Below are 20926 nucleotides of genomic sequence, written 5' to 3'. Positions count from 1 at the left end.
GCCATTTTCGATACCACTACTACAATCAGCAAACATAAAGCTAGTCGCTGTTGTTGGCATACCAACTTCAAAGGATAATTCCATCATTCACCTCTCTAGTGAGTTAATAGGCTGCCAGCCGCAATAGCGATACTGAGGTTCTGTGAGTGATTGCGGTGGCATAAATAAAAAAGGCCACGCCACGCGCAGCCTTGGATTTGTTCCGTTACCGGATTTACGGTATCGGGATTTGAACTAGTCGGAATGACCGTAATACCAGTCACCTTCTGCCAGCTGGCATTCGAGTGAAAAGATTTCATCTTGGTAGTGTGTAATAACTTGTTTTATAGCTTGCTGCTGCTCAGGCGTTAAAGAGTCCCAAATTTCAATAATAGGTCCATCGTGGTGTGACCATTCTCTACCTATTGGACATTCATTAGTGGCAGAAGTATTAACGTTCTGTTTTTCTGCGCTAATATCCAATATCTGATTTGACTTGGAAGGAACGCATGAAAGATCACCCATTATCACTTTTGGCGTGCCAGCGCTGTCGTGAATAATAATCTTATTATGATGTAGTTCCATACATTCTCCCATGAGGACTCTCTATGAATATAGCTATATTTAAACGGCTTTTTGCACAAAATGATGATACATACCAATCAATAATGACAATATGTGAGAACAGCACGCCATTAGTGACAGTTTTAACATTGCATTTAACATGTGAAAGTTTCTTAGAAGCCTACATTTGTGCTCACTTAGGTATTGAAGATCTATTTGCCGAAAAACCCGACAATACCGAGAATGTTAAATTTAGAATGTCATTTGAGCATAAATCCAGACTCGCACAGAGGTTAGGGCTTCCACGTCAAGCATATGACGCATTTGAGCAACTCAACCAAATAAGGAATCAGTTTGCGCATAAGCTGTTACAATCTGATATCCCTGATAAACAGTTAACAACTATTACTAATCTAATCAAGAGCATTCCCGATTATCAAGCAGGGCTGAATTTAGAAGAAGAAGGTATAGAATTCTATGGTTCAGAAAATGCAAAGCCATTCGCATTTAAATTTCAAGATCCAGCAATCCCTAAACAAATGAAACTGGTTATTGCTTATTTTTCGCTAATTAGACGTGTTTCCCCGCCAGTAGAAAATTAACCACTTAACTGTTAGCCACCATGATGTACCGTATCAAGGTGGCTAGAGACAAAACAAAAGGCCACGCCATGCGCAGCCTGAGAATAATTATCTAAACACCCGACTCTTGCCTGTCTCTTATACACAACTTTGTATCTAACTGTTTTTTATATGAATTACTTTAAACTTCTCGAGATAGCGTTGGGAAATATTTTCTTTAAAATCAGTTGAGTATATTTATCAAATTACGGTCATTTACTCATAATTTGAGATGCGACTAAAAGACAGGCGAGTGCGAGGCTTATAAATTTATTCCGACCTCTCAGCCGGAGTGGTTCGAGTAGACGAAAATCTTTCGCTTGACGAACTAGACGGTTCAGTAACAAGCGCCGCCTCGGTTTCTCTTGTTACCCTGCTTTCGGTTTTACCTCCCGAGCATAACACAAAACATATAGTTTTTAGGCGTATTTGTCAAATAATTTTCTACTTTTTTATTTTTAAATAGAAAATATTTCTAATTTCTTACCGACATAATGGAATAAAGCATATCCTCAGCAGCTTTATTCGCCCATCTGACTCGTCTTTTCGCCGAATCAAGATCAATGCCTGTTTTCCGAGAAAGGTCTTCTAAAATGTTTTGCGAGCTTTTGCAGTCCTTGTATCGTTTAATAACTACATCGCGAATTGGGTTATCGATTGTGAATATTTCCGTCATACATTTCTCAACAAATTCGGCGTCATCTTTTTCTTTGGCGAGGCGAAGTGCGCCGAGTGTTGATTTATTAGGCATGATGACTTCTTTCACTTTCTCTAATAACTCTTTTCCGGTGTAGCCTAATTTCGCATAATTGGTCATCACTAGTTTGATTGCGGCAGTCGTTCCATCATCCCAATCATTACGTACCATTAAGCGACCAATGACATTGATATTTCCACCACTTGGCAAATCATCACCCTGATTAGCTGCTCCCCATAACATCAGCATATATCGCGTCCATGTACGATCAGATGGTGTTATTTTTTCCACTCCTTTACACCATTTCTGACGGAGTTGATTCTCAGACCGAAAATAGGCTAATTCCCTAAAACTTCCCTTTTTCATTTCACCCCCGGCAATACTGTGTGAACTCTGTCGTGACGTGTTGAATACATCACCCGCATTTGTTTTCGCATAACCCATTGCTCAGCTAAAACCTTCATATCTCCGGTGTTCCGCTGAACAACAGTAAATGGCCTGCCTGTCTCACTACATCGATATCGCGCCTCTTCAATGACTGCGGGTAGGTCTGTGAATGTCATTACTCCAGCTCCCATATCTGAACATCTAAACAGCCTCCTGCAATCCGTTCACCCCGCGTGATCCGCATATCATCAATCTGGTTATCATCAGCCCAGAAATTGGCATGTGTCAGCGAGTCGAAAACTGCTTTAGGCAGGTTATCGAGGTCTCTCTGTCGTCTGTCTGGGGGATTGGCTGTAATTAAGATTTTGATGCGGGCTGTGGTGTTGATGTTGAGGTTTTGCTGCTTGATAATTTCTATGATTTTCTGTCGGTATTTAGTGCCTTTTTCTGAGATGTAATGGCTGCGTGCGGTATGTCGCCAGTAGGTGTTATTCGATGGCGGCCACGGCAATTTTAGATTGTAAGTTTTCACGTCAAATCTTACCCTCCGATAGCAATATTGCCTGTGTCCTGATTACACCCTCTAAATGCGCCAGATGCGCATAATCAAGTTCGGTTAGTGCTGTTCTTCGATCTATTTCGTCGTGACACGCTGAACATGCCCACGCGCCCAATAAATCAGGCGGTTTCATTCCTATACCACAAATACCCGCCATCCGATAATGCGCCAACACCACCGTTTCGCTATTGCCATTGCAGATGCCCGGAATCCTGACCTGACATTCTCGGCCTTTAGCCTCTTTGCGTAGGTTTATCATTTCTTTCCTTTCTAATCTCATCGAGTTTAATCATGGCGTGAGAGCAACCCAGATAGAAAACACATCCAACATAATCAACGGATCTTTGATGCCTGAAAATCACCCATATCAAATATCTGAATGCATGTTTTATTACAGCCCACCGCCGAAAACTCTTTTTATTGTTCATAACCAAATCAACAGCATCTAGATATGGCTGATACCGTGGCTGAATTTGTTTTTCGTTATCCACCAGTTTATCCCCCTAACACCAATCCCATAATCAGCATGAGTGCTATCCAACTACCTATGAATATGAGGTATTTCATTTAATTTGCTCCAGATGCAGGCTATGTCCAAATACTGCGCCAGTATCGATATAGAGTTGATTCCAATGTTTTTCTGGTTTCGGGGCTGGCGAATGACCAAATATAAATAGGTCAGCACCTTTAATTTTCATGCCTATACCACTTTCAATAGCATCGCAGAACCGATTTCTATTCCAGATGACGTATTCCCAGACCAGAGGTTGTCCGAACTTATATTCATCGTCTGGATAGTCAGCATGAGCAATAACGATTGTTTTGTGTCCCGTGTTCACCTCGATAATCAAGGGGAGTTTTTCCGCCATTGCCAACAATGATTTTGCTAATATTTCCTGTTCATAATCCAGGTACAGAAACCACTGACCGCCGTTGTAAAACCACGTGTCACGGTGCCTGTTGTGTAACACAGCATTAATTGCCATCTGTTCATGATTACCCCGAACAGACCTGAACCACGGCTGGGTTATTAGGTCGAGGCATTCAACGTTTCGATCCCCCCTGTCAATCAGGTCACCCACCGATATCAACAAATCATGTTCATAATCAAAATCAATCTGTTGTAACTTATCCATCAATAACTGATAGCATCCGTGCAGGTCGCCAACGACAAAAATACGCTGATATTGATCCCCATCGATTTTCAGGTAATTCCCGTTTCTGATTTCGTTCACTGCTCCTGCCTCCGTTTCATCCAACGTCTAACTGTCATGCCTCGCTTTTCCAGACAGTAAAACTCTTCACCATAAACAATGACTTTATGTGCCCAATCGACGGATTTCTTACCGCCTACTAATCCAGCGAGCGCGATAGCCAGACCGCCAATAAAAATCCTTAGCCGCCTGAAACTAATGGAGTTATCAATTTCTGGATATTTCACTGTTCCTGCTCCCGTTTCAGTTTCATGTACTCGCTGTCATGCGGAATTGTCAGAGCCAGTCCGAACTGAGCACACCATGCTTCTATTCGGCTCATGTAGTAGTACATGTCGCCTGTGTCCAGTTCCGATGTTTTCCGTAATTCCTCTTTTGTATATATTTCGCCAGTTACAAAATCGGTGTACTCGACTTCCTTAAAGCCCAAATAGGTTGCTTTCAAATCATGCTTAACCTTTTCCGGTGTCATCCAAGTACGGCCAGACTTAATCAGGTATTTGCTGATTTCGTCATACCATTTGTGGGAAAGGTTATTCTGAGAGAGGCTGCGTTTGGGCTTGTAGGGATTGACTGAGATACTGAGTTTTTGGTGAGTGGCGAGTAGTTGTTTCAGGTTGTCGTAAAATAATTTTTTGGTTGATTCATGTAGGCAGAAATTATCCATCTAGCCTCCGTTATAACCCCTCATGAGTTGCATTTTCTGCACACCAGTTCCGCATTTCTGCGCTATCAATTTGTGGATTGTATGCACATGGCGGCTCTAATTTTGATTTGTAACCAGCCCACCAATACCAACCTGAACGATGTTCAGCGGTTCCACATTTAGCACAGATGTGAACCCGGCATGATTCCGACCATGAGTAATTGTGTTTCGCAGCATTATTAGCTCGTTCAATCGCTGTTCTTGCCATCGTTATTTGCCCTCTGGTTCCTGAATTTTCCTGATATCGTTTTCCAAAAACTGCAATTGTGTTTTTGCGCCCCGTAATCGCACTTTGGTATTTTTCTCTTCTCGTAACAACGCGTCACACGCCGCTCTCAGCTCATCCCGTTGTTTGGATAATTTCACAATTTCCCGCACCACGTGCTCGGCTCCATATGCACGTCTTTGATGTCTTTTGCCAGCATTTTCTTGAGATGTTTAATATTCTCCAATGCTGTGTAATTATCAGTGGGAACATGTAGCTTCGGTATCTGCACTCTCGGTTCTGGTATCTGCTCCCCTGCCTCCATCCGGCGTGACATACTGATTATTTCCTGCCTGCACCGTTTGCGTAACTCTGACTCGCTCAGGTTGAAACTCCTCATTTGGGAATAAAGTTTTGTTACCATCCAGTAGCACGCATGAGATGGCCACGGGTAACTCTCTGGTTAGCTGTGTAAACCTCTACGAGCACAATAGGTCATCACTATGTCATACAACTCTGATTCATCTGGTAACCCTGCATTCTGGATACTCCCCTGTTTGCACCACTGGATAAATTGACCAGGGGACGGCCAGAACGGTGATGCACTGGCTCGCGCCTGACGCATTCCCGCAGACAGTTGTTCTTTGGTGCGAATGCTATTTTCAGCGAATGCAGCGATCCACTGACGCTTAGCGGCAACTTCATCACTGGGATCTCGAAACGTTGTGGATACAGCGGCGGGGAAGACTTGCTTAAGGTTTTTGAACAGTACATCGACCAGTTTTTCGGCTTCATCGTTGACGACTTTATCCGGTGATTTCCCCGTTCCAGCCATCTTTGCCAATGCAGCCCCGTCTCGATCCTGAATAACTCTGGCAAGGTTAGTACTCATATAAATTCCTCCTCCCATTCTTCACGGTTATTCCAGTTTCCAGCTGATTCTGAGGTGGTTTTCCTCCGGTTTGCCTGTGTACTTTGCTCTTCGAGCGTATCCCACTTTTCCCGTAACTTGGCGGGGGACAAGATGTTGCAGTACCAGAACGAATCCTTGTTCGCCCATTTGAACAAGTGGCAAATATCGGCGTGAGTATGGTTATCCAATTGTCTCATCAGGCGGATATCATTCGCCCATGCAGCCCAATTAGGCTCTTTAGCGTTTGGACGAACGGTTTTAACTTTCCTGAAAATCCACTCAGCAGCGGTCAGGTCTTCGGCAGTTCCCCACTTATCGCCTTTGGGTGAACTAACAGCAGCATCAGAATTAACCTTGCCAGACGATTTAGATTTTCTCGAACGATCATCTAATAATTTATTATTAGATATATATTCTTGTTCATGATGTGCGGGGTTATGTGCGCCTTCATGTGCGGGGGTATACTCTGAGGCCGCATTATTACTTGGTTCGCCATGTGCGCCTGTATGTGCGGCGTTATGTGCGGGTAAATCGTGCGAATTTTGAGCGTAATCACTGTAATTTGTGATGGTGATCACGCGACCTTTTCGCTTCTCCCCCTGAATTGAAATCATTCCCTCTTTAACAAAAAATGCGAGCATCCGTTCTACTGCATCACGACTGGTTGGCTTCCCGTTGCGGTCACACAGAGACAGCCCCAGATCAGCCGCTGTTACAGCCAATTGACCGGGTTGTAAAAGCCACGCCTTGCCTTTGAAATTGACTGTAGTATTCGGCCGTCTGGCTGCGCCCATAAGCAAATTATCCCACAAGGTTCTGAGAAATACGTCTTTAGCCCACGGTTTATTTCTTATGCTCCGATACAACGGGATGAACCCAGATTTCTGGTTCTCCATCCTGTTGCTCCTACGTTTTCTAGCCGCATTGAAATCAAAAACCTCCGCTGTATTCATGCGACCTCCCTATCATTAAATTTATTTTTCATGTATAATTACCTTGTAAATTGATTCATTCCATGAGTTGTTTACTGGCCTCAGCTACCGCTAATAGTTGAGGCTTTTTCATATAACATCCCTGAGTTTGATTTCTGATAACTCAATCTGCTGCTTAAGCAAGTATCGATATTCCTCGTAAGATATCTTCACCTCACCGTTAAAATGCAGCTCCAGATTTCGAGTAGAAACTTGCATCATTCGATTGATCCAGTATCGATATTCTTCCTCGCTAATTTTTCTCTCGCCGTCCCTTACAATATCTGTTATTCCGGCATGTGCCATGATTTCAGTAAGGTGAGGCAAGTGATCCATTCTTCGGGTGATGGTTGAACCAGCAACGCCTAATTTGTCCGCAATAACTTGCTGGGTGACATCTCTAACTGGCTGCAATACCGAGGCAAGTAAATGGTTGCTTATAAATTTTTTACTCGCATTGCGTGTATTGCGTGTGTTTGCGTGTTCCATAGGTTAAATTATCCATAGTTAAATTTTGTTTATTTAAAAAATGAATAGACAGATTAACCATCCTGAGATAGATGATGGTTAATAAACACGAACTGGCATCATGATGATTAGCCTTTACGGGGTGAAAATCCCCGATTGCCTGAATGATTACCCGATAATCTGAGTAACTACTTGGCGCGATTTCAGTTTGCTAGGGTCACACCAGCAGCCTGTCGTGAGGGCAAATTGTTAAAGAGCGTTAATACTATGCTGCTAGTTCTGGCCATGTTTTCACCCAGTCAGGGTGTAAATCTTTGCGAGTCACGTGACCATTGCTATGTCGTTCAATCAATACACACAGGCTGGCTCCAAGCTTCTTTCTTGAGGAAATTGCATTGCGTAAATAACCAACCGTCGTTTTGCATTTAGCAGCAAAGATTTCTCGATCCTCTGCTGTTAATGCGTTCAAAAACATCCTGAGCTTGTCCATGGATTGTCCTTTATTTACCTTTATTCAGCATTAATATACCCATAGGTAACCAGATTGTAAATACCTACGGGCAATTTACCAGTAGGTATTTTTGGTGGATTATGTGGCTATGACTATAGAAATTGATTTATACGAAACCAGAAGAATGAAGCTCCTAGAGCTTGTGTCGGGCTATGAGACGCAAGAAGAGTTTTCTCGTGCCATAGGAAAAGATAAATCTTATGTTTCCCGCATGCTGTACCCACCGAATAAAGCCGGGCATAAGCGAATTGGCGATAAAATGGTACAAGCCATCCAAAAGGCACTTGATCTCCCCCAAGGCTGGATGGATGGAGTTATTGGCATAGATGCAAAAATAGAACCTAAACGCAACTCCCAATACTACAAAGTTGAAGTATTTGATGTGCAAGCAAGTGCGGGGAGAGGCATTATGGTTAGAGATGAATTCATTGAAACTATACGCTCCATTGAGTATACCTGCAAGGAAGCGAGGTCATTGTTTGGCGGTAGACCATCTGACCATGTAAGAATGATTGCTGTAAACGGAGATTCGATGTCTGGCACGTTTGAAACCAGAGATCAAATATTTGTCGATATTTCAGTAAATTGTTTTGATGGCGATGGTATATACATTTTTGTGCTGGGTAATCAATTGTATATAAAAAGATTACAGTTGCAGTATAAAAAACTAGCAATTATTTCAGACAACAAAAAATACGAAACTTGGTACTTGGATGAAGAATCGGTCAGTGATCTGTTTATCCAAGGAAAGGTTTTGGTCAGCCAATCACGCGCATACAAATTCCACTGCTAATCACTATAGGCCGCATTATGCGGCCTTCACACCTGCGTTCTTCTAAAATATCAACCAATCATTGATTCCCATCACATTTTAAAAACAAAATTGAAAAAAATTTACCTTAAAATTCAATAAGGTAAACTTTTTCGCGCATTTTGTTTACCTATGGGTATTTACAATCAGATTACCCATAGGTATATTAAATCCATCAAAGGCAAACAGCCGAAAGATAAGCAACATGCTCTTTAACAATCCGAACCCAAAACCGACAGGCAACTAACGAGCCCTAGCGAATCGAAATAGCGCCGAGTAGTTACTCAGATCATCGGGTAATCATTCAGGCAATCGGGCGAGACAACCAGCCCGTAAAGGCGTACTCGTTATGATGTTATGTCGTGTTATCAACCAAGGAGAATTTATGTAAACCAAAGCGGATAGACCGCAGGCCAAATAGAGCCATTACGGTAAAGCAGCAAGAACGCCAAACTTGCACCGGTTATTAGCGGCATAGAGCGACAGTAACTCAAGGGCATGAGCGCGACCACTGCGAGAGTGTGGTTCAAAGTGCAGTTGGCTTTGAGGTGTGGATCGCCATAGCTCAAAGCCAAAGCCAAAGCCAAAGCCAAAGCCAATTACAGGGGATTTTCTATGAACGAGAAAGATTATTGGTTGGAAAATATGCTTGATAGTTTCTTTGCTCAAGAACGGAAGAAAGAACAAAACAACTTCTGGTCTAACCGTGAACCCAAGCAGCGCGTATCCAAACAGGAACGCGACACTGTTAACGCATTAACCAGTTTCATTACGGTAGTCAATGGCGCTCCGACAAAAGAGCGAGTTTCAACCAAAACCAACTCCCGCCGTAGACTGGCGTCGGGCGGGGTTACTGCGAGAGTCTAGAATGCACTTTTTGCCAGTTCAGAAAGAACTTGCGTTGCAACACCTGCGTTAGCAAATAGTGTATCAACACACTTACCAACAACGGATTCAGCACCTTTTTCTTTCACTAATTGCAAAAGGGTTTTCTTTTCTGACTCAGGTAAATTAGCAGATGAGATAATGGCTTCAATTTGCTCAAGGGTATTTTTGTGTATCTTGATAGTCACAACATTTACTTTATTTCCGATGGTGTCCATGTTGGCATAATCAACACCAGCAGCAGTCAAAGCCATCTTGTTAAGATTAAATGAATAAGGCTCATCATCGGTAGCGCCAATTCCAACGGCACCTAATTGAACCAATCCAATAGATTGAAGGTAATTTATATCCTTCGCTAATTTTTCTTCACCAAGCTCATCAATAAGAAACTGAAATTTTTCAGCGCTTATCGGAGTCATTAAATATTCTCTGTCATTCATTGTACGGATAATCATATCTTGTCTCTCTGATAGTTCAGCCACTTATTGTTCCTTTTTTGTTTGCTGGGGTGATTGAATCATAAATGATTTTGTTGCTGGGGAGTAGCAAAACCACCTCGCCTGATGTGGCTAAAAGCAGGCAACCATCTCATCAAATAAACAATATTAATTCTGAGGGGAAATAATAATGAGTGAGAAAATAAAAGTAGAAATTACAGCAGAATCTCGCGTTTATTTTGCTAAATATGTCGAAATGGATAAGGCTGATTATGAAAAATATGGACAGATTATTGATTCCGACCTCCCAAATAGAGAAATTGATAGAAAAATAGCTGAACTGGCCGATAAATATAATTTTGGCGGTTATGGCAATGATATTCAACATTGGGATGATTTAGAAGAAATAACATTCGAAGCGCTGGATTAACAGGAGGGTTTATGGAGTGGATTAAATGTAGTGATGATTTACCGGAAGAATATACAGAAATTTTGTTTGTTATTTTTCAAGATGAGTTTAGCGCTGTTCGTTCTGGTTATTTTACAGATGACAACTATTTCTATTCTCATCCTGATGATGACTTATTTGATATTAAATGTATAACTCATTGGATGCCATTACCAGAGCCACCTAAAGGAAAATAACAATGCCTAAACATATACACGCCGATTTAATTACCCAATACGCGAAATTAGCGCAGGAGACGGATAGGCCGTGGGAGCATTTCCAGTACAGATTTGCAGATGGGAATGATTGGTTAGATTCCACCTTTGCCATTGCATTTCATCACAACACCTCTTTTAGATTAAAACCCCGCACTATCAAAATCGGGGATATCGACGTTCCTGAGCCAGTGAGGGAACCGCTGAAAAACGGCACTGCATATTACTGTCTTGATATCAGTTTCGGTACACCTGACGCAGTTCCACATCTCTGGGGAAAGAGTACGTTTGATATGGCTAGATTATCCAGCGGACTAATCCACATAGGCCGCGAATCCGCCATACTACACGCTAAAGCTCTTATTGCTCTGACCTCTAAATAATTCAAACTCGAAAATCATTAATCGTTTTCACTAGCGAGGGATTTTTACGTGCGTATTAACATTCACGATGCTATGGCAGTCGTGCCAACACAACCACAGGCAATCAGGAACCGGCGCGCATGGAAGCGCCGAATTGCACTACTCATTATCTCATCATTCGTATTTATTCCGGTTTAACGGAGGTCGATATGACACCATCAATCAGTTTCACCTATGTTCTAAAAGAAGAGCGTACCTTCAACGGACGTATCTATTACAACTATCACGATTTAGGTGATATGAAATTTGATATCCCATTTTCTGAATTTGCTAAACGCTCCGATCCAGACCCTAGCGAAATAATCACTCACCTCGTGAATAACTGTGATGAGGTGAGTTTAGTTGAGGCAATTATCAAATCAGGGATGGGGCGCAAAATTGCAATTGAATTGGACAGGCAATTACATCGGGAGGCCGCATGAGATTCAACTACAACCCCTATGGTGCTCAGGAGGCAAAATACGAGCGGGACAGAGAGGAGGCTGCGTATCAGGAGATGCTGGAAGAAGAGCAAGGAGATAAAGCTCATGACCTGTATAGCAGCTTGCCAGAAGATCCCGAAGGTGTTTTATCCCCCAAAATGATTGAGCTTTTCGGCGTTCTGCTTGATAAGAACAGTGATGCGCTTGATAAGCTCAATGACTGTTTGTACGACCTAAGTTTATTGGAGATAAAAAGACGGGAGGCAGCATGACACCCGGTATCTATTACGATATTTCTAACGAAGATTACCACAAGGATGAGGCGATAGGTTCAAGCAGCGTCAAAGCCATCAGTGTCAGCCCGGCTAACTTATACTTCAACCCATTCAAAGGTAATAAATCATCCCATCTCGGTACGGCAATTCATACCGCGCTGCTTGAGCCGGATAAATTCGAAAGCGACTTCATTCTACAGCCTGATATTAAAACCAGAGCATCCGCAGAATATAAGGCGCTTTTGCAACATACGGCGGCTGAAAAGATCCTGGTCAATGGTGAAGTCGAAACCGTAACAGAGATGGTTAAATCTGCCCGAATGAATGACGATTTCATGGATTACCTGAGTGACCGGGGGCACTCAGAAGTCTCTATGTTCGCCACCTGCCCGGAAACTGGGCTTAACTTGAAGTGTCGGTTCGACAGATTATCAGAAAGCGCCCCTTATCCATTGGATATAAAAAGCTGTCGTGATGCCACTGAGCGCAAATTCAGTCAGCAATTCGGCAAGTTACATTATCACGTACAAGCCGCATTTTACCTATATGTCCTGAAACTGGTCACGGGCAGAGAACTCAACCAGTTCTGCTTCTTCGCGTTACAAAACAATCCCCCTTACAGCAACTGCATGTACTACATCGGGGAGGACTCGCTGGAACTGGGTTACAAAACAATGTTTGAATCCCTGCACAAACTCAAAGCCTGCATGGAAGACGAATCACTGCGCACGGAGGGTATTGTGTTGCCATCCAGTGAAATTAACGTGCCTGCTTATCTATTCGATGAAGAATATGTCGATGAGGTTTATCTATGAATTTAGCCAACACCATTATTCCAAAGTCCGATCAGTTGAACTTTGAAGATGTCCAGACAACCCGTATTACCGCCGTCATTAAATCGGTTCGGGAAGGCACAAAAGACCAACCTGTTTTTATTGATCTAGTCGGTTATGACGGTCGCCCTTACAAGCCTTCTAAATCCATGCGGCGCGTTCTAATTGGCGGCTGGGGTACAGATGGTCATTCGTGGGTAGGCAAGTCACTTACATTGTATGGTGATCCTGATGTGAAGTTTGGAGGTGTTAAGGTGGGCGGCATTAAAGTCTATGCAATGAGTGACGTTGAATCAGATTTTTCCCTGATGTTATCGGTTTCCAAAGGGAAACGCGCTGAGCACAGGGTTAAGAAACTGGAAGTGAATCATGCAAAACCCAAAGATCCACAAGAGATATTGACTCGGTTTACTGCCCAAGCCAATGAAATGAATCCTGCTGAGTTAAAAACTGCCTATCAGTGGGCTGAAAAAGCGTTAGCTAACTATCCTGAGCATAAAGAAAAAATGACCGAAGTCTATAACATCAGAAAATCAGAATTGGAGACGCCAGCCCATGACCGCGGAACCGAGTAAATATTATTCTGGCAACCCGTGCCAGTTGGGACACACTCTACGATATGTGAAAAACAAAATGTGCGTTGAATGCCATAAACTCGACGCAAAAGAGAGACGCGAGGAAGGCAAACAAAAACCTACCGACTTCCAACACCGAGTGACCGTGCTCGGCAATCCAGATAGAACCCTGTAACCCACCTAGGATATAACAATGATAAATGTCGTCTCATTCTCTGGCGGCAGGACATCTGCATACCTCGTCTATTTGATGGAGCAGCGCCGCCAGCAGGGTGAGGATGTCCGCTATGTGTTTATGGATACCGGAGCGGAGCACCCAGCCACCTACAAATTTGTCAGGGAGGTCGTCAAATTCTGGGATATTCCGTTAGTTGTTTTACAGGCTGATATTAATCCCCAACTGGGCGCGTCGAATGGTTATATAGTCTGGGAACCGAGCGATATTCAAACTCGAATGCCAGTATTAACACCATTCACGGATATGGTGAAAAAATACGGAACGCCATATATCGGAGGGGCGTTCTGCACTGACCGCCTGAAACTGAGGCCATTTCGGGATTACTGCAATGACCATTTCGGGCGCGATAATTACCACACATGGATTGGCATTCGAGCAGACGAGCCACGGAGATTAACCAGCAAAGATTCAGTGAGTTATTTGGCGGATATTTCGGAGTTTGACAAACAGGATATTTTAGATTGGTGGCAGGCTCAACCCTTTGATTTATCAATACCGGAGCATTTAGGTAATTGCGTGTTCTGTATTAAAAAGAGCAGCAAAAAAGTTGGGCTGGCCTGCCAGGATGAACCGGGAATGAAAACGGTGTTCGAGCAGACCTGCATTACAGGAAAACATGTCCGAGATAATCATAGAAAAACACCGCGTGAAATTATGTACAGAGGAAACATGTCATTAGACGGAATAGCCCGGATGTATTCAAATGTGGATTATCAAAACCTCTATCGTGAAATGATAGCGGCTAAACGATTTGATACCGGTTCCTGCTCTGAATCCTGCGAAATATTTCAGCTCGACCTATTTTAACCCCAACCCTATCACTACGCTGCTATGCGGCGGGAGGATTATTTGATTACCGTGAATTCATATTTCAGCGGAGCTGGCCTAATGGATTTAGGCCTCCTCCAGGCAGGAATTAATATTGGTCAGGCATTCGAAATTGATACCGCTGCGTGCAAAACATATCGGGAAAACATCGGCAATCACATCAAACAGTGTGATATATCCACGGAAATAGTTTCAGAACAGGGTGTTTGTGATGGGATGATTTTCACCTATCCCTGCACTAAATACAGCACTATCGGTGATATTCATGGCGTACGCACAGGTGATGAATTATTCCTGCATGCATTGCGACATCTGGCAATTGCCCGTCCTGAATTTTATGTCGTTGAGAATGTACCAGGGATGAGAGCATTCCCTATAGTTATGGAGGCCATGACTAAGATGCCTGACTATTACATCAATGTGTTTTGCCCAATTAAATCTGAAATATGGCTACCACAACGACGTGACCGTTTAATCATTATAGGGACAAAACGTCATTTTATCCCCAACCCACCGAATAACCATCAACCAATAAAATTAGCAGATATTTTGGAGCGCGACCCAGAAATAACTATCCCTAAATCCGTCGAATCCCGTATGAATGGGAAATATCGGGATTTACCAATTATCAGTGACCCTGATAACAGTGATATCGCGCCAACCTGTGTTGCTCATTATGCAAAAGATAAAAGCACTCGCCTAGTTGTTGATAAAAATTTCCCTCTCGGCGTTCGCCCGTATACCGTTCGTGAATATGCCCGATTGCAGGGAGTGCCTGACTGGTTTGAGTTTCCCGTTAGTCAGACAGATGCATATCGACAAATTGGTAACGGGGTTAGCGTTCAGGTGGGTGAATGGATCGGAAATGAAATAAAACGCTATATGCAAACAAAATCAGGTTTATTTATGAAGGAGGACACATGCAGTTCACCCCATGGAATCCAAGTATAAGAGCAATCAGGAAAGTCAAAGATCCACTACCTGCGCCCACTGAATGTCGTTACTGCAATGGAACTGTGGCAATAGTCAGTCACGAAAATGTATATGGCCGGAGTTATGGAAATTGGCCGTGGTTGTATATGTGCACCACATGCCGCGCCTATGTGGGGATGCACCCATTTACGGATATTCCACTAGGGACATTGGCAAATAAAGAAGTTCGTGCGGCGCGGAATAACTGCAAACAGTATTTTGAACGGATATGGAGATCAGGGAGATTGACGCGCACGGCGGCCTATCATTGGTTAGCAAAACAGCTAGAAATTAGTCCCAGCCAATGTCATTTCGGCTGGTTCGACACTGATATGTGCGAACGGGCAGCGAATATATGTAGGAGGTTTAGGTGAAACTGCTCAAATTTAACGGTGAGATGATAGACGCTATTTTGGCTGGCAGGAAAACACAAACACGCAGGCCAATTAAACCACAACCAAAAGTAACAGAACAGGAATTGCGGCAACTGGGCGCGTGGGATAACGATTACACGCTATCTCAACAGGTTAACGCGGCATGGCAGGCTGGGCTTATAGACGTTCCGTGTCCGTATGGTGATATTGGTCATTTAGTTAAATTTTATGACCAGAATAGCACCTCAATTGGTGAAATTTATCTGTGCAATATTAGGGTTGAACAGTTGCAGGATATCAGTGAAAAAGATTCGATAGCTGAGGGTGCCTCTGCGCGAGCTGCATTCGCCAATCTATGGATATCAATCTACGGCGAAAATAGCTGGGAATCTAATCCGTGGGTTTGGGTTATTGAGTTTCGGAGAATTAATAATGAGAAATGATGTGATTGAGTTGGCTAAAAATATTAACCTATCGTTAGTAAATGAACGTGAACTAGTAGGAAAATATCCAAATATATTTTTTGGTCACTATTTAATTAATGCAGAAAATATAGTAAAGCTGTGCACCGAAATAGAAAGCCTGCATAAGAAACTCGCTGAATATGAAAATATGGAGCCTGTGGCGTGGGGATTATTTGCAAATGATGTAGGTTACGCTGAATTTACGAAAGATTCATGTTTAGCTGAACGATGGCGTAATGCTTACGAATTATCGCCGGGTCTGTATGATGATTTATTCCCCCTCTACCGTCACCCCAGCAAATAACGAGAAATAAACATGGATATTATCGACGCAGCGAATGAATTAAATGAGCTGAATATATCTCATGCTCTACAGAACCGACCACCAGCATTAACCAGTATCAACGGCATGTGTCGATGGTGTGAGGCAGAACCAGCAATACGCAGTGCATTCTGTAGTCGGGAATGTGGAGAGGATTATGAGCGGGATAGGCGGAAAATGAGGAATGTAAACAATGAGTGATTTTGGAGGCAGTAATACCCCGCCCGAATTAAAAGATTTATGGCAAACTCCACTACCATTATTTATGGCACTCGATTTAGAATTCGGGTTTTATTTAGATGCCGCCGCCGATACTCAGAATACCCTGTGTGCACATTATCTCACGGAACGAGATAATGCACTGGAGTGTGACTGGAATAGTTACGGGGCTATCTGGTGCAATCCTCCCTACTCGAATATTAGACCATGGGTAGAAAAAGCCTCTATTGAGTGTCAGAAACAATTACAGCCTATCGTGATGTTAGTGCCATCTGACACCTCAGTCGGCTGGTTTAAATTGGCATATGAAACGATTGATGAGGTTAGACTAATAACGGGCGCACGAATTTCATTTATTCCAGCGGAACTGAATATAAAAGGTAAGAGTAACACAAAGGGGTCAATGTTTTTAATTTGGCGGCCGTTTATTACTCCACGCAGACAAATAAACACAGTCGATAAAGAGCATTTATTTAATATCGGTAACGAACAATTGAGGAAAATAGTATGAATATACCAAAAGTAACAATTGAGATACCCCGTCAATCAGCAAAAGAGTTTTGTTATTTTTATGATGATGAGAATTTATCTGATGAACGTCTAGTTTATTCTGTAACCGAAATTGTACGGGATGCGTTAAATGATACTGAATTTCCTGATTCTGAAATAACAACCGTTATCACTGATGACTAATACAAAAAATGGTAGCAAGGGATTGCCTCATATAAAAATTACAGATTTCAACTGAACTCAATAAATGGAGTAGAAAATGGATATTGAAGATGACATTTGGGATACAAAAACGGCAGCTAAAGAACTTAAAGTTTCATCAAGAACTGTCGCTAATTTAATAGCGACAGGCGTTATAGGCGGAAAACTGATTGGCAAAGGATATAGAACGACCAGATCCGCTGTTCTTGCTTATATCAATAGCCCGATGCAAACTCATGGAGCGAGCAAGGGTGATCGTAATGGAGAAAAATCATGTCAATCACCCAAAGAAACGGAATATGGCACTGTCATTTCTTTACACCGTCAGGAAAGAGAGTTAGAAAATCTCTTGGCACGAGGGACAAAAAGCAAGCGCAGGAGCTGTATGACAAATTAAAGGCTGAGGCTTGGCGGGTTGATCAACTGGACGATCTGCCGACTCGTACATTTGAAGAATGTTGTATTCGCTGGATTAGGGAAAAAGAACATAAAAGGTCACTTGATGACGACAAAACGAAAATTGAGTTTTTTCTACAACATTTTTCAGGTCGGGATATCGCCAAAATAACGGCAGATGAAATCTACAATGTCGTGTCAAACATGAAGAATCGTAAACATTATCAAATTTGGGAGAGCAAAAGAGACGCAGCACTAAAAAAAGGAGACAAGCCTCCTGCATACGAGGCTATTCCGGTTAGTCAGGCAACTAAAAGTCAGCATTTATCATTCATCAGATCACTGTTAAGGGCAGCAGCTAATGAATGGAACTGGATTCAGTCAGCACCTGTTATCAAAACCAAAAAACCAGTCAGTAAGCGCATAAGATGGCTCACAAAAGATGAAGCTGCAAGACTCATAGAGTGTATGCCTGAGAGTATAAAGCCGGTTGTTATCTTCGCATTAGCAACAGGACTTAGACGTTCTAACATCATAGATCTGGAATGGCAGCAGGTCGATATGCAAAGAAAGGTGGCATGGATAAATCCAGAGAACGCAAAAGCCGGGAAAGCGATAGGCGTAGCTCTGAATGATACCGCATGCCGGGTATTACGGGATCAAATAGGAAAACATTCAAGATGGGTATTTGTTCACACTAAAGCCAAGCATCGCCCAGATGGAACATTAACTCCGCCAGTAAGAAAGATGCGAGTTGATGATAATAGTGCCTGGAACATTGGCCTTAAGAAAGCAGGTATAGAAGATTTTCGTTTTCACGATCTGCGCCACACATGGGCAAGCTGGCTGATACAAGCAGGAACTCCACTTTCCGCACTGCAAGAAATGGGCGGCTGGGAATCAATCGAAATGGTAAGACGGTATGCACACTTAGCACCTAACCATTTAAGCGAGCATGCCTGCAAGATTGATGCACTTTTTGAAGATAACGACACAAATACGACACAAGGTAAAAATCAGGTGGGTCTTAGAATAGCGTAACTTATTGATTTTAAATGGTACGCCCTACAGGATTCGAACCTGTGACCTACGGCTTAGAAGGCCGTTGCTCTATCCAGCTGAGCTAAGGGCGCATTAGGGTATATAGAATAAGAAACATTATTAATGCCTTAACGCAGCACCGGATTATACGGGCATAATGGAATGAGTCAATGCCCTTTTCGCCCATATGTTCATTTTATGATTATTAATAAAACTGACAGGCAGTTCATGTTCTGACAAAATAGCCCCCATTCCTATACTTGATAGTGGAATCTTAAATACATGTCAGCAAAAATTATTGATGGGAAAACGATTGCGCAGACAATCAGAAACGAAGTTGCAGAAAAAGTCAGGCAGCGTGTTGCCGCCGGAAAACGAGCACCAGGTCTTGCCGTCGTTTTAGTGGGAGAAAACCCGGCTTCTCAAATTTATGTCGCCAGTAAACGCCGCGCCTGTGAAGAAGTCGGGTTTATGTCCCGCTCTTATGACCTACCTGATACTACCAGCGAGGCTGAATTACTCTCCCTGATAGATGACCTGAACGCCGATGCGCAAATCGATGGTATTTTGGTTCAACTCCCTTTACCTGCCGGCATTGACAATGTCAAAGTACTGGAACGCATTCATCCCGATAAGGATGTGGATGGTTTCCATCCTTATAATATCGGCCGTTTGTGCCAGCGCGCCCCTAAACTGCGCCCTTGTACTCCCCGTGGAATTGTAACTCTGCTTGAACGCTGCAATATCAATACCTATGGGCTAAATGCCGTTATTATTGGCGCTTCTAATATCGTTGGGCGCCCAATGAGCCTTGAATTGCTGTTGGCAGGCTGTACAACTACAGTAACGCATCGCTTTACCAAAAACTTACGTCAGCATGTTGAACAGGCGGATTTACTGGTTGTTGCTGTTGGTAAGCCAAACTTTATTCCTGGTGAATGGATTAAGCCAGGCGCGATTGTGATTGATGTTGGTATCAATCGGCTAGAAAATGGCAAAGTCATTGGTGATGTGGATTTCGATAAGGCGTCTGAACGCGCAAGTTGGATCTCTCCTGTCCCCGGAGGGGTCGGACCGATGACCGTTGCAACATTGATTCAAAATACCTTGCAAGCTTGCGAGGAATATCATGATGTGGATACAACTGAAGGTTATTGATGGAAATTTTTTATTTAGACGGCCACCCTTATGTCGAGTTATGTGATTTACTGAAATTTCAAGGATGGTGTGGAAGTGGTGCTGTGGCGAAATCCGTGATTGCAGAAGGTTTAGTACAGGTTGATAGCCAACTCGAAACTCGCAAACGCTGCAAAATTACTGCCGGTAAGGTTGTTGTCTTTAATGGCGAATCTGTTCGCGTTGAAGAGTAACTCAATAGGTAAACATTACCACTAATACTTTTCAGAAAGACAGTACCTTGTGTATTAAGGTATTGTCTTTTTATTTTATAAATAGAACTTAATTATTTTATATACACATTAAACTTCAAGTTGCAATTTAAAACACTCTATGAAACCTGATTTCTCCCCGCTTCGCGGGGAGAAATCACACGCATATTGAAGTTAGATTAGTATATAAACCAGTACAAGGTAATATATAAATATTAAACAATATGATATCAATAATAACATTAACATTATTGGCAAATATCATTTTTTCTGGCTACAGTTTTACCTGTTTTTATTCGCAAAATATGTGACATTGGCGATATATTGACAAACAATTGTATCAATTTTCTAATAAGTCGCTATACTGGGAAGCTTATGTACAACTGAAACGGAGTTAATTATGTTAAGTAATAGAGCTGCAAGAAGGTTGTTAGGTTTGCCTTATAAATTAAGTAATTCTAAACGTAGAGTAAAAATTTCTCTTCTTAATCCTGCTTCCAGTGATAACACTCATCAAATACCAGAACATCTGAGTCATTCTTCTTTCGTTGCCATGAAACGGGATGCAGTTTCTGAAAAAGTCACGTATCACGCTGGAAATGCTTTCTATCCTAAGCACTTAAGTAGTCCTCAATAAATTTGTCGGTTTTATTCCGCTCATTTATACAACCAGAACTACAACTAAAAAAATCTCGCTATGAAAGCGCAAAGACATTAAAAAACTGAACCGCCCATCTAAGTGCTATCTCTTCTACACAAATCCCTCGATTGAATCGAGGGATTTTTTTGAACCTTTTTCTACCTAGCTGATCTCAATAAGAAATACTACGTTGAGGTCACGTATGATGTTTTCAAC

At 42.5% G+C, this 20926-nt stretch carries 38 protein-coding genes, 1 tRNA gene and 1 pseudogene; 25 read left to right on the top strand and 15 right to left on the bottom strand.

From position 1 onward, the window contains the following. Positions 1 to 234: 234 nt before the first annotated feature. Positions 235 to 564 carry a hypothetical protein gene (locus IQ209_RS16785; protein ID WP_193852346.1) on the bottom strand — a complete coding sequence of 110 codons (330 nt, stop codon included), beginning with the start codon at positions 562 to 564 and terminating at the stop codon, positions 235 to 237. Positions 565 to 587: 23 nt separating this feature from the next. Between IQ209_RS16785 and IQ209_RS16780 the strand changes: the two genes are divergently transcribed. Continuing rightward, positions 588 to 1145 carry a hypothetical protein gene (locus IQ209_RS16780; protein ID WP_193852345.1) on the top strand — a complete coding sequence of 186 codons (558 nt, stop codon included), beginning with the start codon at positions 588 to 590 and terminating at the stop codon, positions 1143 to 1145. Between the two features lie 493 nt (positions 1146 to 1638). Here IQ209_RS16780 and IQ209_RS16775 read toward each other — a convergent pair whose 3' ends face one another. The 12 genes and pseudogenes from IQ209_RS16775 to IQ209_RS16720 all read right to left on the bottom strand — a co-directional run bounded on the left by IQ209_RS16775 (position 1639) and on the right by IQ209_RS16720 (position 7773). Next, positions 1639 to 2226 (bottom strand): hypothetical protein, encoded by a 588-nt coding sequence (locus tag IQ209_RS16775; RefSeq protein WP_228005942.1) that lies wholly within the window; start codon positions 2224 to 2226, stop codon positions 1639 to 1641. Beyond that, positions 2223 to 2423 (bottom strand): hypothetical protein, encoded by a 201-nt coding sequence (locus IQ209_RS16770; protein WP_193852344.1) that lies wholly within the window; start codon positions 2421 to 2423, stop codon positions 2223 to 2225. The genes IQ209_RS16775 and IQ209_RS16770 overlap by 4 nt, the downstream gene beginning before the upstream one ends. After that, entirely contained in the window at positions 2423 to 2779 is a 357-nt protein-coding gene (gene rusA / locus IQ209_RS16765) for a crossover junction endodeoxyribonuclease RusA (RefSeq protein ID WP_193852343.1), read from the bottom strand. The genes IQ209_RS16770 and rusA overlap by 1 nt, the downstream gene beginning before the upstream one ends. Position 2780: 1 nt before the next feature. Next, a complete protein-coding gene (locus tag IQ209_RS16760; RefSeq protein WP_193852342.1) occupies positions 2781 to 3065 on the bottom strand; it encodes a DUF1364 domain-containing protein in 285 nt (94 codons plus the stop codon). Between the two features lie 304 nt (positions 3066 to 3369). After that, positions 3370 to 4041 carry a metallophosphoesterase gene (locus IQ209_RS16755; RefSeq protein WP_193852341.1) on the bottom strand — a complete coding sequence of 224 codons (672 nt, stop codon included), beginning with the start codon at positions 4039 to 4041 and terminating at the stop codon, positions 3370 to 3372. Further along, positions 4038 to 4247 (bottom strand): hypothetical protein, encoded by a 210-nt coding sequence (locus IQ209_RS16750; protein WP_193852340.1) that lies wholly within the window; start codon positions 4245 to 4247, stop codon positions 4038 to 4040. The genes IQ209_RS16755 and IQ209_RS16750 overlap by 4 nt, the downstream gene beginning before the upstream one ends. Continuing rightward, a complete protein-coding gene (locus IQ209_RS16745) occupies positions 4244 to 4687 on the bottom strand; it encodes a hypothetical protein (protein WP_193852339.1) in 444 nt (147 codons plus the stop codon). The genes IQ209_RS16750 and IQ209_RS16745 overlap by 4 nt, the downstream gene beginning before the upstream one ends. Positions 4688 to 4936: 249 nt before the next feature. Next, a complete protein-coding gene (locus IQ209_RS16740; RefSeq protein ID WP_193852348.1) occupies positions 4937 to 5107 on the bottom strand; it encodes a hypothetical protein in 171 nt (56 codons plus the stop codon). Continuing rightward, positions 5089 to 5766, bottom strand: a pseudogene (locus tag IQ209_RS16735) (replication protein P). The gene IQ209_RS16740 and the pseudogene IQ209_RS16735 overlap by 19 nt, the downstream one beginning before the upstream one ends. A 53-nt stretch (positions 5767 to 5819) precedes the next feature. Further along, positions 5820 to 6740: a replication protein gene (locus tag IQ209_RS16730; protein WP_193852338.1), complete on the bottom strand. Its 921-nt coding sequence runs from the start codon at positions 6738 to 6740 to the stop codon at positions 5820 to 5822. 165 nt (positions 6741 to 6905) lie between these two features. Continuing rightward, positions 6906 to 7304 carry a hypothetical protein gene (locus tag IQ209_RS16725; protein WP_193852337.1) on the bottom strand — a complete coding sequence of 133 codons (399 nt, stop codon included), beginning with the start codon at positions 7302 to 7304 and terminating at the stop codon, positions 6906 to 6908. A 244-nt stretch (positions 7305 to 7548) separates the two neighbouring features. Then, on the bottom strand, positions 7549 to 7773 hold the full coding sequence (locus tag IQ209_RS16720) for a YdaS family helix-turn-helix protein (RefSeq protein ID WP_193852336.1): 225 nt from the start codon (positions 7771 to 7773) through the stop codon (positions 7549 to 7551). A gap of 109 nt (positions 7774 to 7882) precedes the next feature. Between IQ209_RS16720 and IQ209_RS16715 the strand changes: the two genes are divergently transcribed. Then, positions 7883 to 8587 (top strand): LexA family transcriptional regulator, encoded by a 705-nt coding sequence (locus IQ209_RS16715; protein WP_228005940.1) that lies wholly within the window; start codon positions 7883 to 7885, stop codon positions 8585 to 8587. Between the two features lie 633 nt (positions 8588 to 9220). Continuing rightward, positions 9221 to 9472 carry a hypothetical protein gene (locus tag IQ209_RS16710; RefSeq protein WP_193852335.1) on the top strand — a complete coding sequence of 84 codons (252 nt, stop codon included), beginning with the start codon at positions 9221 to 9223 and terminating at the stop codon, positions 9470 to 9472. On the opposite strand, the gene IQ209_RS16705 is transcribed toward IQ209_RS16710, so the two are convergent. Beyond that, on the bottom strand, positions 9469 to 9972 hold the full coding sequence (locus IQ209_RS16705) for a hypothetical protein (protein ID WP_193852334.1): 504 nt from the start codon (positions 9970 to 9972) through the stop codon (positions 9469 to 9471). The genes IQ209_RS16710 and IQ209_RS16705 overlap by 4 nt on opposite strands. A 145-nt stretch (positions 9973 to 10117) precedes the next feature. On the opposite strand from IQ209_RS16705, the gene IQ209_RS16700 reads away from it, so the two are divergent. The 19 genes from IQ209_RS16700 (at position 10118) to IQ209_RS16620 (ending at position 18682) form a co-directional block, all read left to right on the top strand. After that, positions 10118 to 10357 (top strand): hypothetical protein, encoded by a 240-nt coding sequence (locus IQ209_RS16700; RefSeq protein ID WP_193852333.1) that lies wholly within the window; start codon positions 10118 to 10120, stop codon positions 10355 to 10357. 11 nt (positions 10358 to 10368) lie between these two features. Next, complete coding sequence (locus IQ209_RS16695; protein WP_193852332.1) at positions 10369 to 10572, top strand: DUF551 domain-containing protein; 204 nt, start codon at positions 10369 to 10371, stop codon at positions 10570 to 10572. A 2-nt stretch (positions 10573 to 10574) separates the two neighbouring features. Continuing rightward, a complete protein-coding gene (locus IQ209_RS16690) occupies positions 10575 to 10973 on the top strand; it encodes a hypothetical protein (RefSeq protein WP_193852331.1) in 399 nt (132 codons plus the stop codon). Between the two features lie 48 nt (positions 10974 to 11021). After that, entirely contained in the window at positions 11022 to 11150 is a 129-nt protein-coding gene (locus IQ209_RS18615) for a hypothetical protein (protein WP_255528810.1), read from the top strand. An 11-nt stretch (positions 11151 to 11161) separates the two neighbouring features. Next, a complete protein-coding gene (locus tag IQ209_RS16685; RefSeq protein WP_193852330.1) occupies positions 11162 to 11434 on the top strand; it encodes a hypothetical protein in 273 nt (90 codons plus the stop codon). Continuing rightward, on the top strand, positions 11431 to 11706 hold the full coding sequence (locus IQ209_RS16680; protein WP_193852329.1) for a hypothetical protein: 276 nt from the start codon (positions 11431 to 11433) through the stop codon (positions 11704 to 11706). The genes IQ209_RS16685 and IQ209_RS16680 overlap by 4 nt, the downstream gene beginning before the upstream one ends. Beyond that, entirely contained in the window at positions 11703 to 12524 is an 822-nt protein-coding gene (locus IQ209_RS16675; protein WP_193852328.1) for a PD-(D/E)XK nuclease-like domain-containing protein, read from the top strand. The genes IQ209_RS16680 and IQ209_RS16675 overlap by 4 nt, the downstream gene beginning before the upstream one ends. Continuing rightward, positions 12521 to 13117 (top strand): hypothetical protein, encoded by a 597-nt coding sequence (locus IQ209_RS16670; protein ID WP_193852327.1) that lies wholly within the window; start codon positions 12521 to 12523, stop codon positions 13115 to 13117. Before IQ209_RS16675 ends, IQ209_RS16670 begins: the two co-directional genes overlap by 4 nt. Next, positions 13098 to 13292, top strand: coding sequence for a hypothetical protein (locus IQ209_RS16665; protein WP_193851139.1), 195 nt, complete (start codon positions 13098 to 13100; stop codon positions 13290 to 13292). The genes IQ209_RS16670 and IQ209_RS16665 overlap by 20 nt, the downstream gene beginning before the upstream one ends. 18 nt (positions 13293 to 13310) lie before the next feature. Next, positions 13311 to 14162 carry a phosphoadenosine phosphosulfate reductase family protein gene (locus IQ209_RS16660; RefSeq protein WP_193852326.1) on the top strand — a complete coding sequence of 284 codons (852 nt, stop codon included), beginning with the start codon at positions 13311 to 13313 and terminating at the stop codon, positions 14160 to 14162. 24 nt (positions 14163 to 14186) lie between these two features. Beyond that, positions 14187 to 15134 carry a DNA cytosine methyltransferase gene (locus IQ209_RS16655; RefSeq protein WP_193852325.1) on the top strand — a complete coding sequence of 316 codons (948 nt, stop codon included), beginning with the start codon at positions 14187 to 14189 and terminating at the stop codon, positions 15132 to 15134. Beyond that, positions 15104 to 15529 carry a zinc-finger-containing protein gene (locus IQ209_RS16650; RefSeq protein WP_193852324.1) on the top strand — a complete coding sequence of 142 codons (426 nt, stop codon included), beginning with the start codon at positions 15104 to 15106 and terminating at the stop codon, positions 15527 to 15529. The genes IQ209_RS16655 and IQ209_RS16650 overlap by 31 nt, the downstream gene beginning before the upstream one ends. Further along, the gene (locus IQ209_RS16645; protein WP_193852323.1) at positions 15526 to 15972 is read left to right on the top strand and encodes a hypothetical protein; all 447 of its coding nucleotides are present in this window, start codon (positions 15526 to 15528) and stop codon (positions 15970 to 15972) included. Before IQ209_RS16650 ends, IQ209_RS16645 begins: the two co-directional genes overlap by 4 nt. After that, positions 15962 to 16297, top strand: coding sequence for a hypothetical protein (locus tag IQ209_RS16640; protein WP_193852322.1), 336 nt, complete (start codon positions 15962 to 15964; stop codon positions 16295 to 16297). Before IQ209_RS16645 ends, IQ209_RS16640 begins: the two co-directional genes overlap by 11 nt. Before the next feature lie 12 nt (positions 16298 to 16309). Continuing rightward, positions 16310 to 16516 (top strand): hypothetical protein, encoded by a 207-nt coding sequence (locus tag IQ209_RS16635; protein ID WP_193852321.1) that lies wholly within the window; start codon positions 16310 to 16312, stop codon positions 16514 to 16516. Beyond that, the gene (locus IQ209_RS16630) at positions 16509 to 17045 is read left to right on the top strand and encodes a phage N-6-adenine-methyltransferase (RefSeq protein ID WP_193852320.1); all 537 of its coding nucleotides are present in this window, start codon (positions 16509 to 16511) and stop codon (positions 17043 to 17045) included. Before IQ209_RS16635 ends, IQ209_RS16630 begins: the two co-directional genes overlap by 8 nt. Beyond that, positions 17042 to 17227 carry a hypothetical protein gene (locus IQ209_RS16625; RefSeq protein ID WP_193852319.1) on the top strand — a complete coding sequence of 62 codons (186 nt, stop codon included), beginning with the start codon at positions 17042 to 17044 and terminating at the stop codon, positions 17225 to 17227. The genes IQ209_RS16630 and IQ209_RS16625 overlap by 4 nt, the downstream gene beginning before the upstream one ends. A 76-nt stretch (positions 17228 to 17303) precedes the next feature. Beyond that, entirely contained in the window at positions 17304 to 17642 is a 339-nt protein-coding gene (locus IQ209_RS18815) for a helix-turn-helix domain-containing protein (protein ID WP_339378900.1), read from the top strand. Further along, positions 17525 to 18682, top strand: a complete 1158-nt coding sequence (locus IQ209_RS16620) for a site-specific integrase (protein WP_339378901.1) — start codon at positions 17525 to 17527, stop codon at positions 18680 to 18682. The genes IQ209_RS18815 and IQ209_RS16620 overlap by 118 nt, the downstream gene beginning before the upstream one ends. A gap of 15 nt (positions 18683 to 18697) precedes the next feature. Here IQ209_RS16620 and IQ209_RS16615 read toward each other — a convergent pair. Continuing rightward, positions 18698 to 18774, bottom strand: a tRNA-Arg gene (locus IQ209_RS16615). A 190-nt stretch (positions 18775 to 18964) separates the two neighbouring features. Between IQ209_RS16615 and folD the strand changes: the two genes are divergently transcribed. The 3 genes from folD (at position 18965) to sra (ending at position 20707) form a co-directional block, all read left to right on the top strand. Further along, positions 18965 to 19840 (top strand): bifunctional methylenetetrahydrofolate dehydrogenase/methenyltetrahydrofolate cyclohydrolase FolD, encoded by an 876-nt coding sequence (gene folD, locus IQ209_RS16610; protein WP_189759615.1) that lies wholly within the window; start codon positions 18965 to 18967, stop codon positions 19838 to 19840. Beyond that, positions 19840 to 20052, top strand: coding sequence for a ribosome-associated protein YbcJ (gene ybcJ / locus IQ209_RS16605; protein ID WP_193852317.1), 213 nt, complete (start codon positions 19840 to 19842; stop codon positions 20050 to 20052). The genes folD and ybcJ overlap by 1 nt, the downstream gene beginning before the upstream one ends. A 418-nt stretch (positions 20053 to 20470) precedes the next feature. After that, complete coding sequence (gene sra, locus IQ209_RS16600; RefSeq protein WP_193852316.1) at positions 20471 to 20707, top strand: stationary-phase-induced ribosome-associated protein; 237 nt, start codon at positions 20471 to 20473, stop codon at positions 20705 to 20707. The last annotated feature ends 219 nt before the right edge of the window (positions 20708 to 20926 follow it).

Origin of the sequence: Xenorhabdus sp. BG5, from assembly GCF_015163665.1 — a bacterium.
GTDB lineage: Bacteria > Pseudomonadota > Gammaproteobacteria > Enterobacterales > Enterobacteriaceae > Xenorhabdus.
Note: the sequence above shows the minus strand (reverse complement) of the source record. Positions and strands in the feature narration are given on the sequence as shown.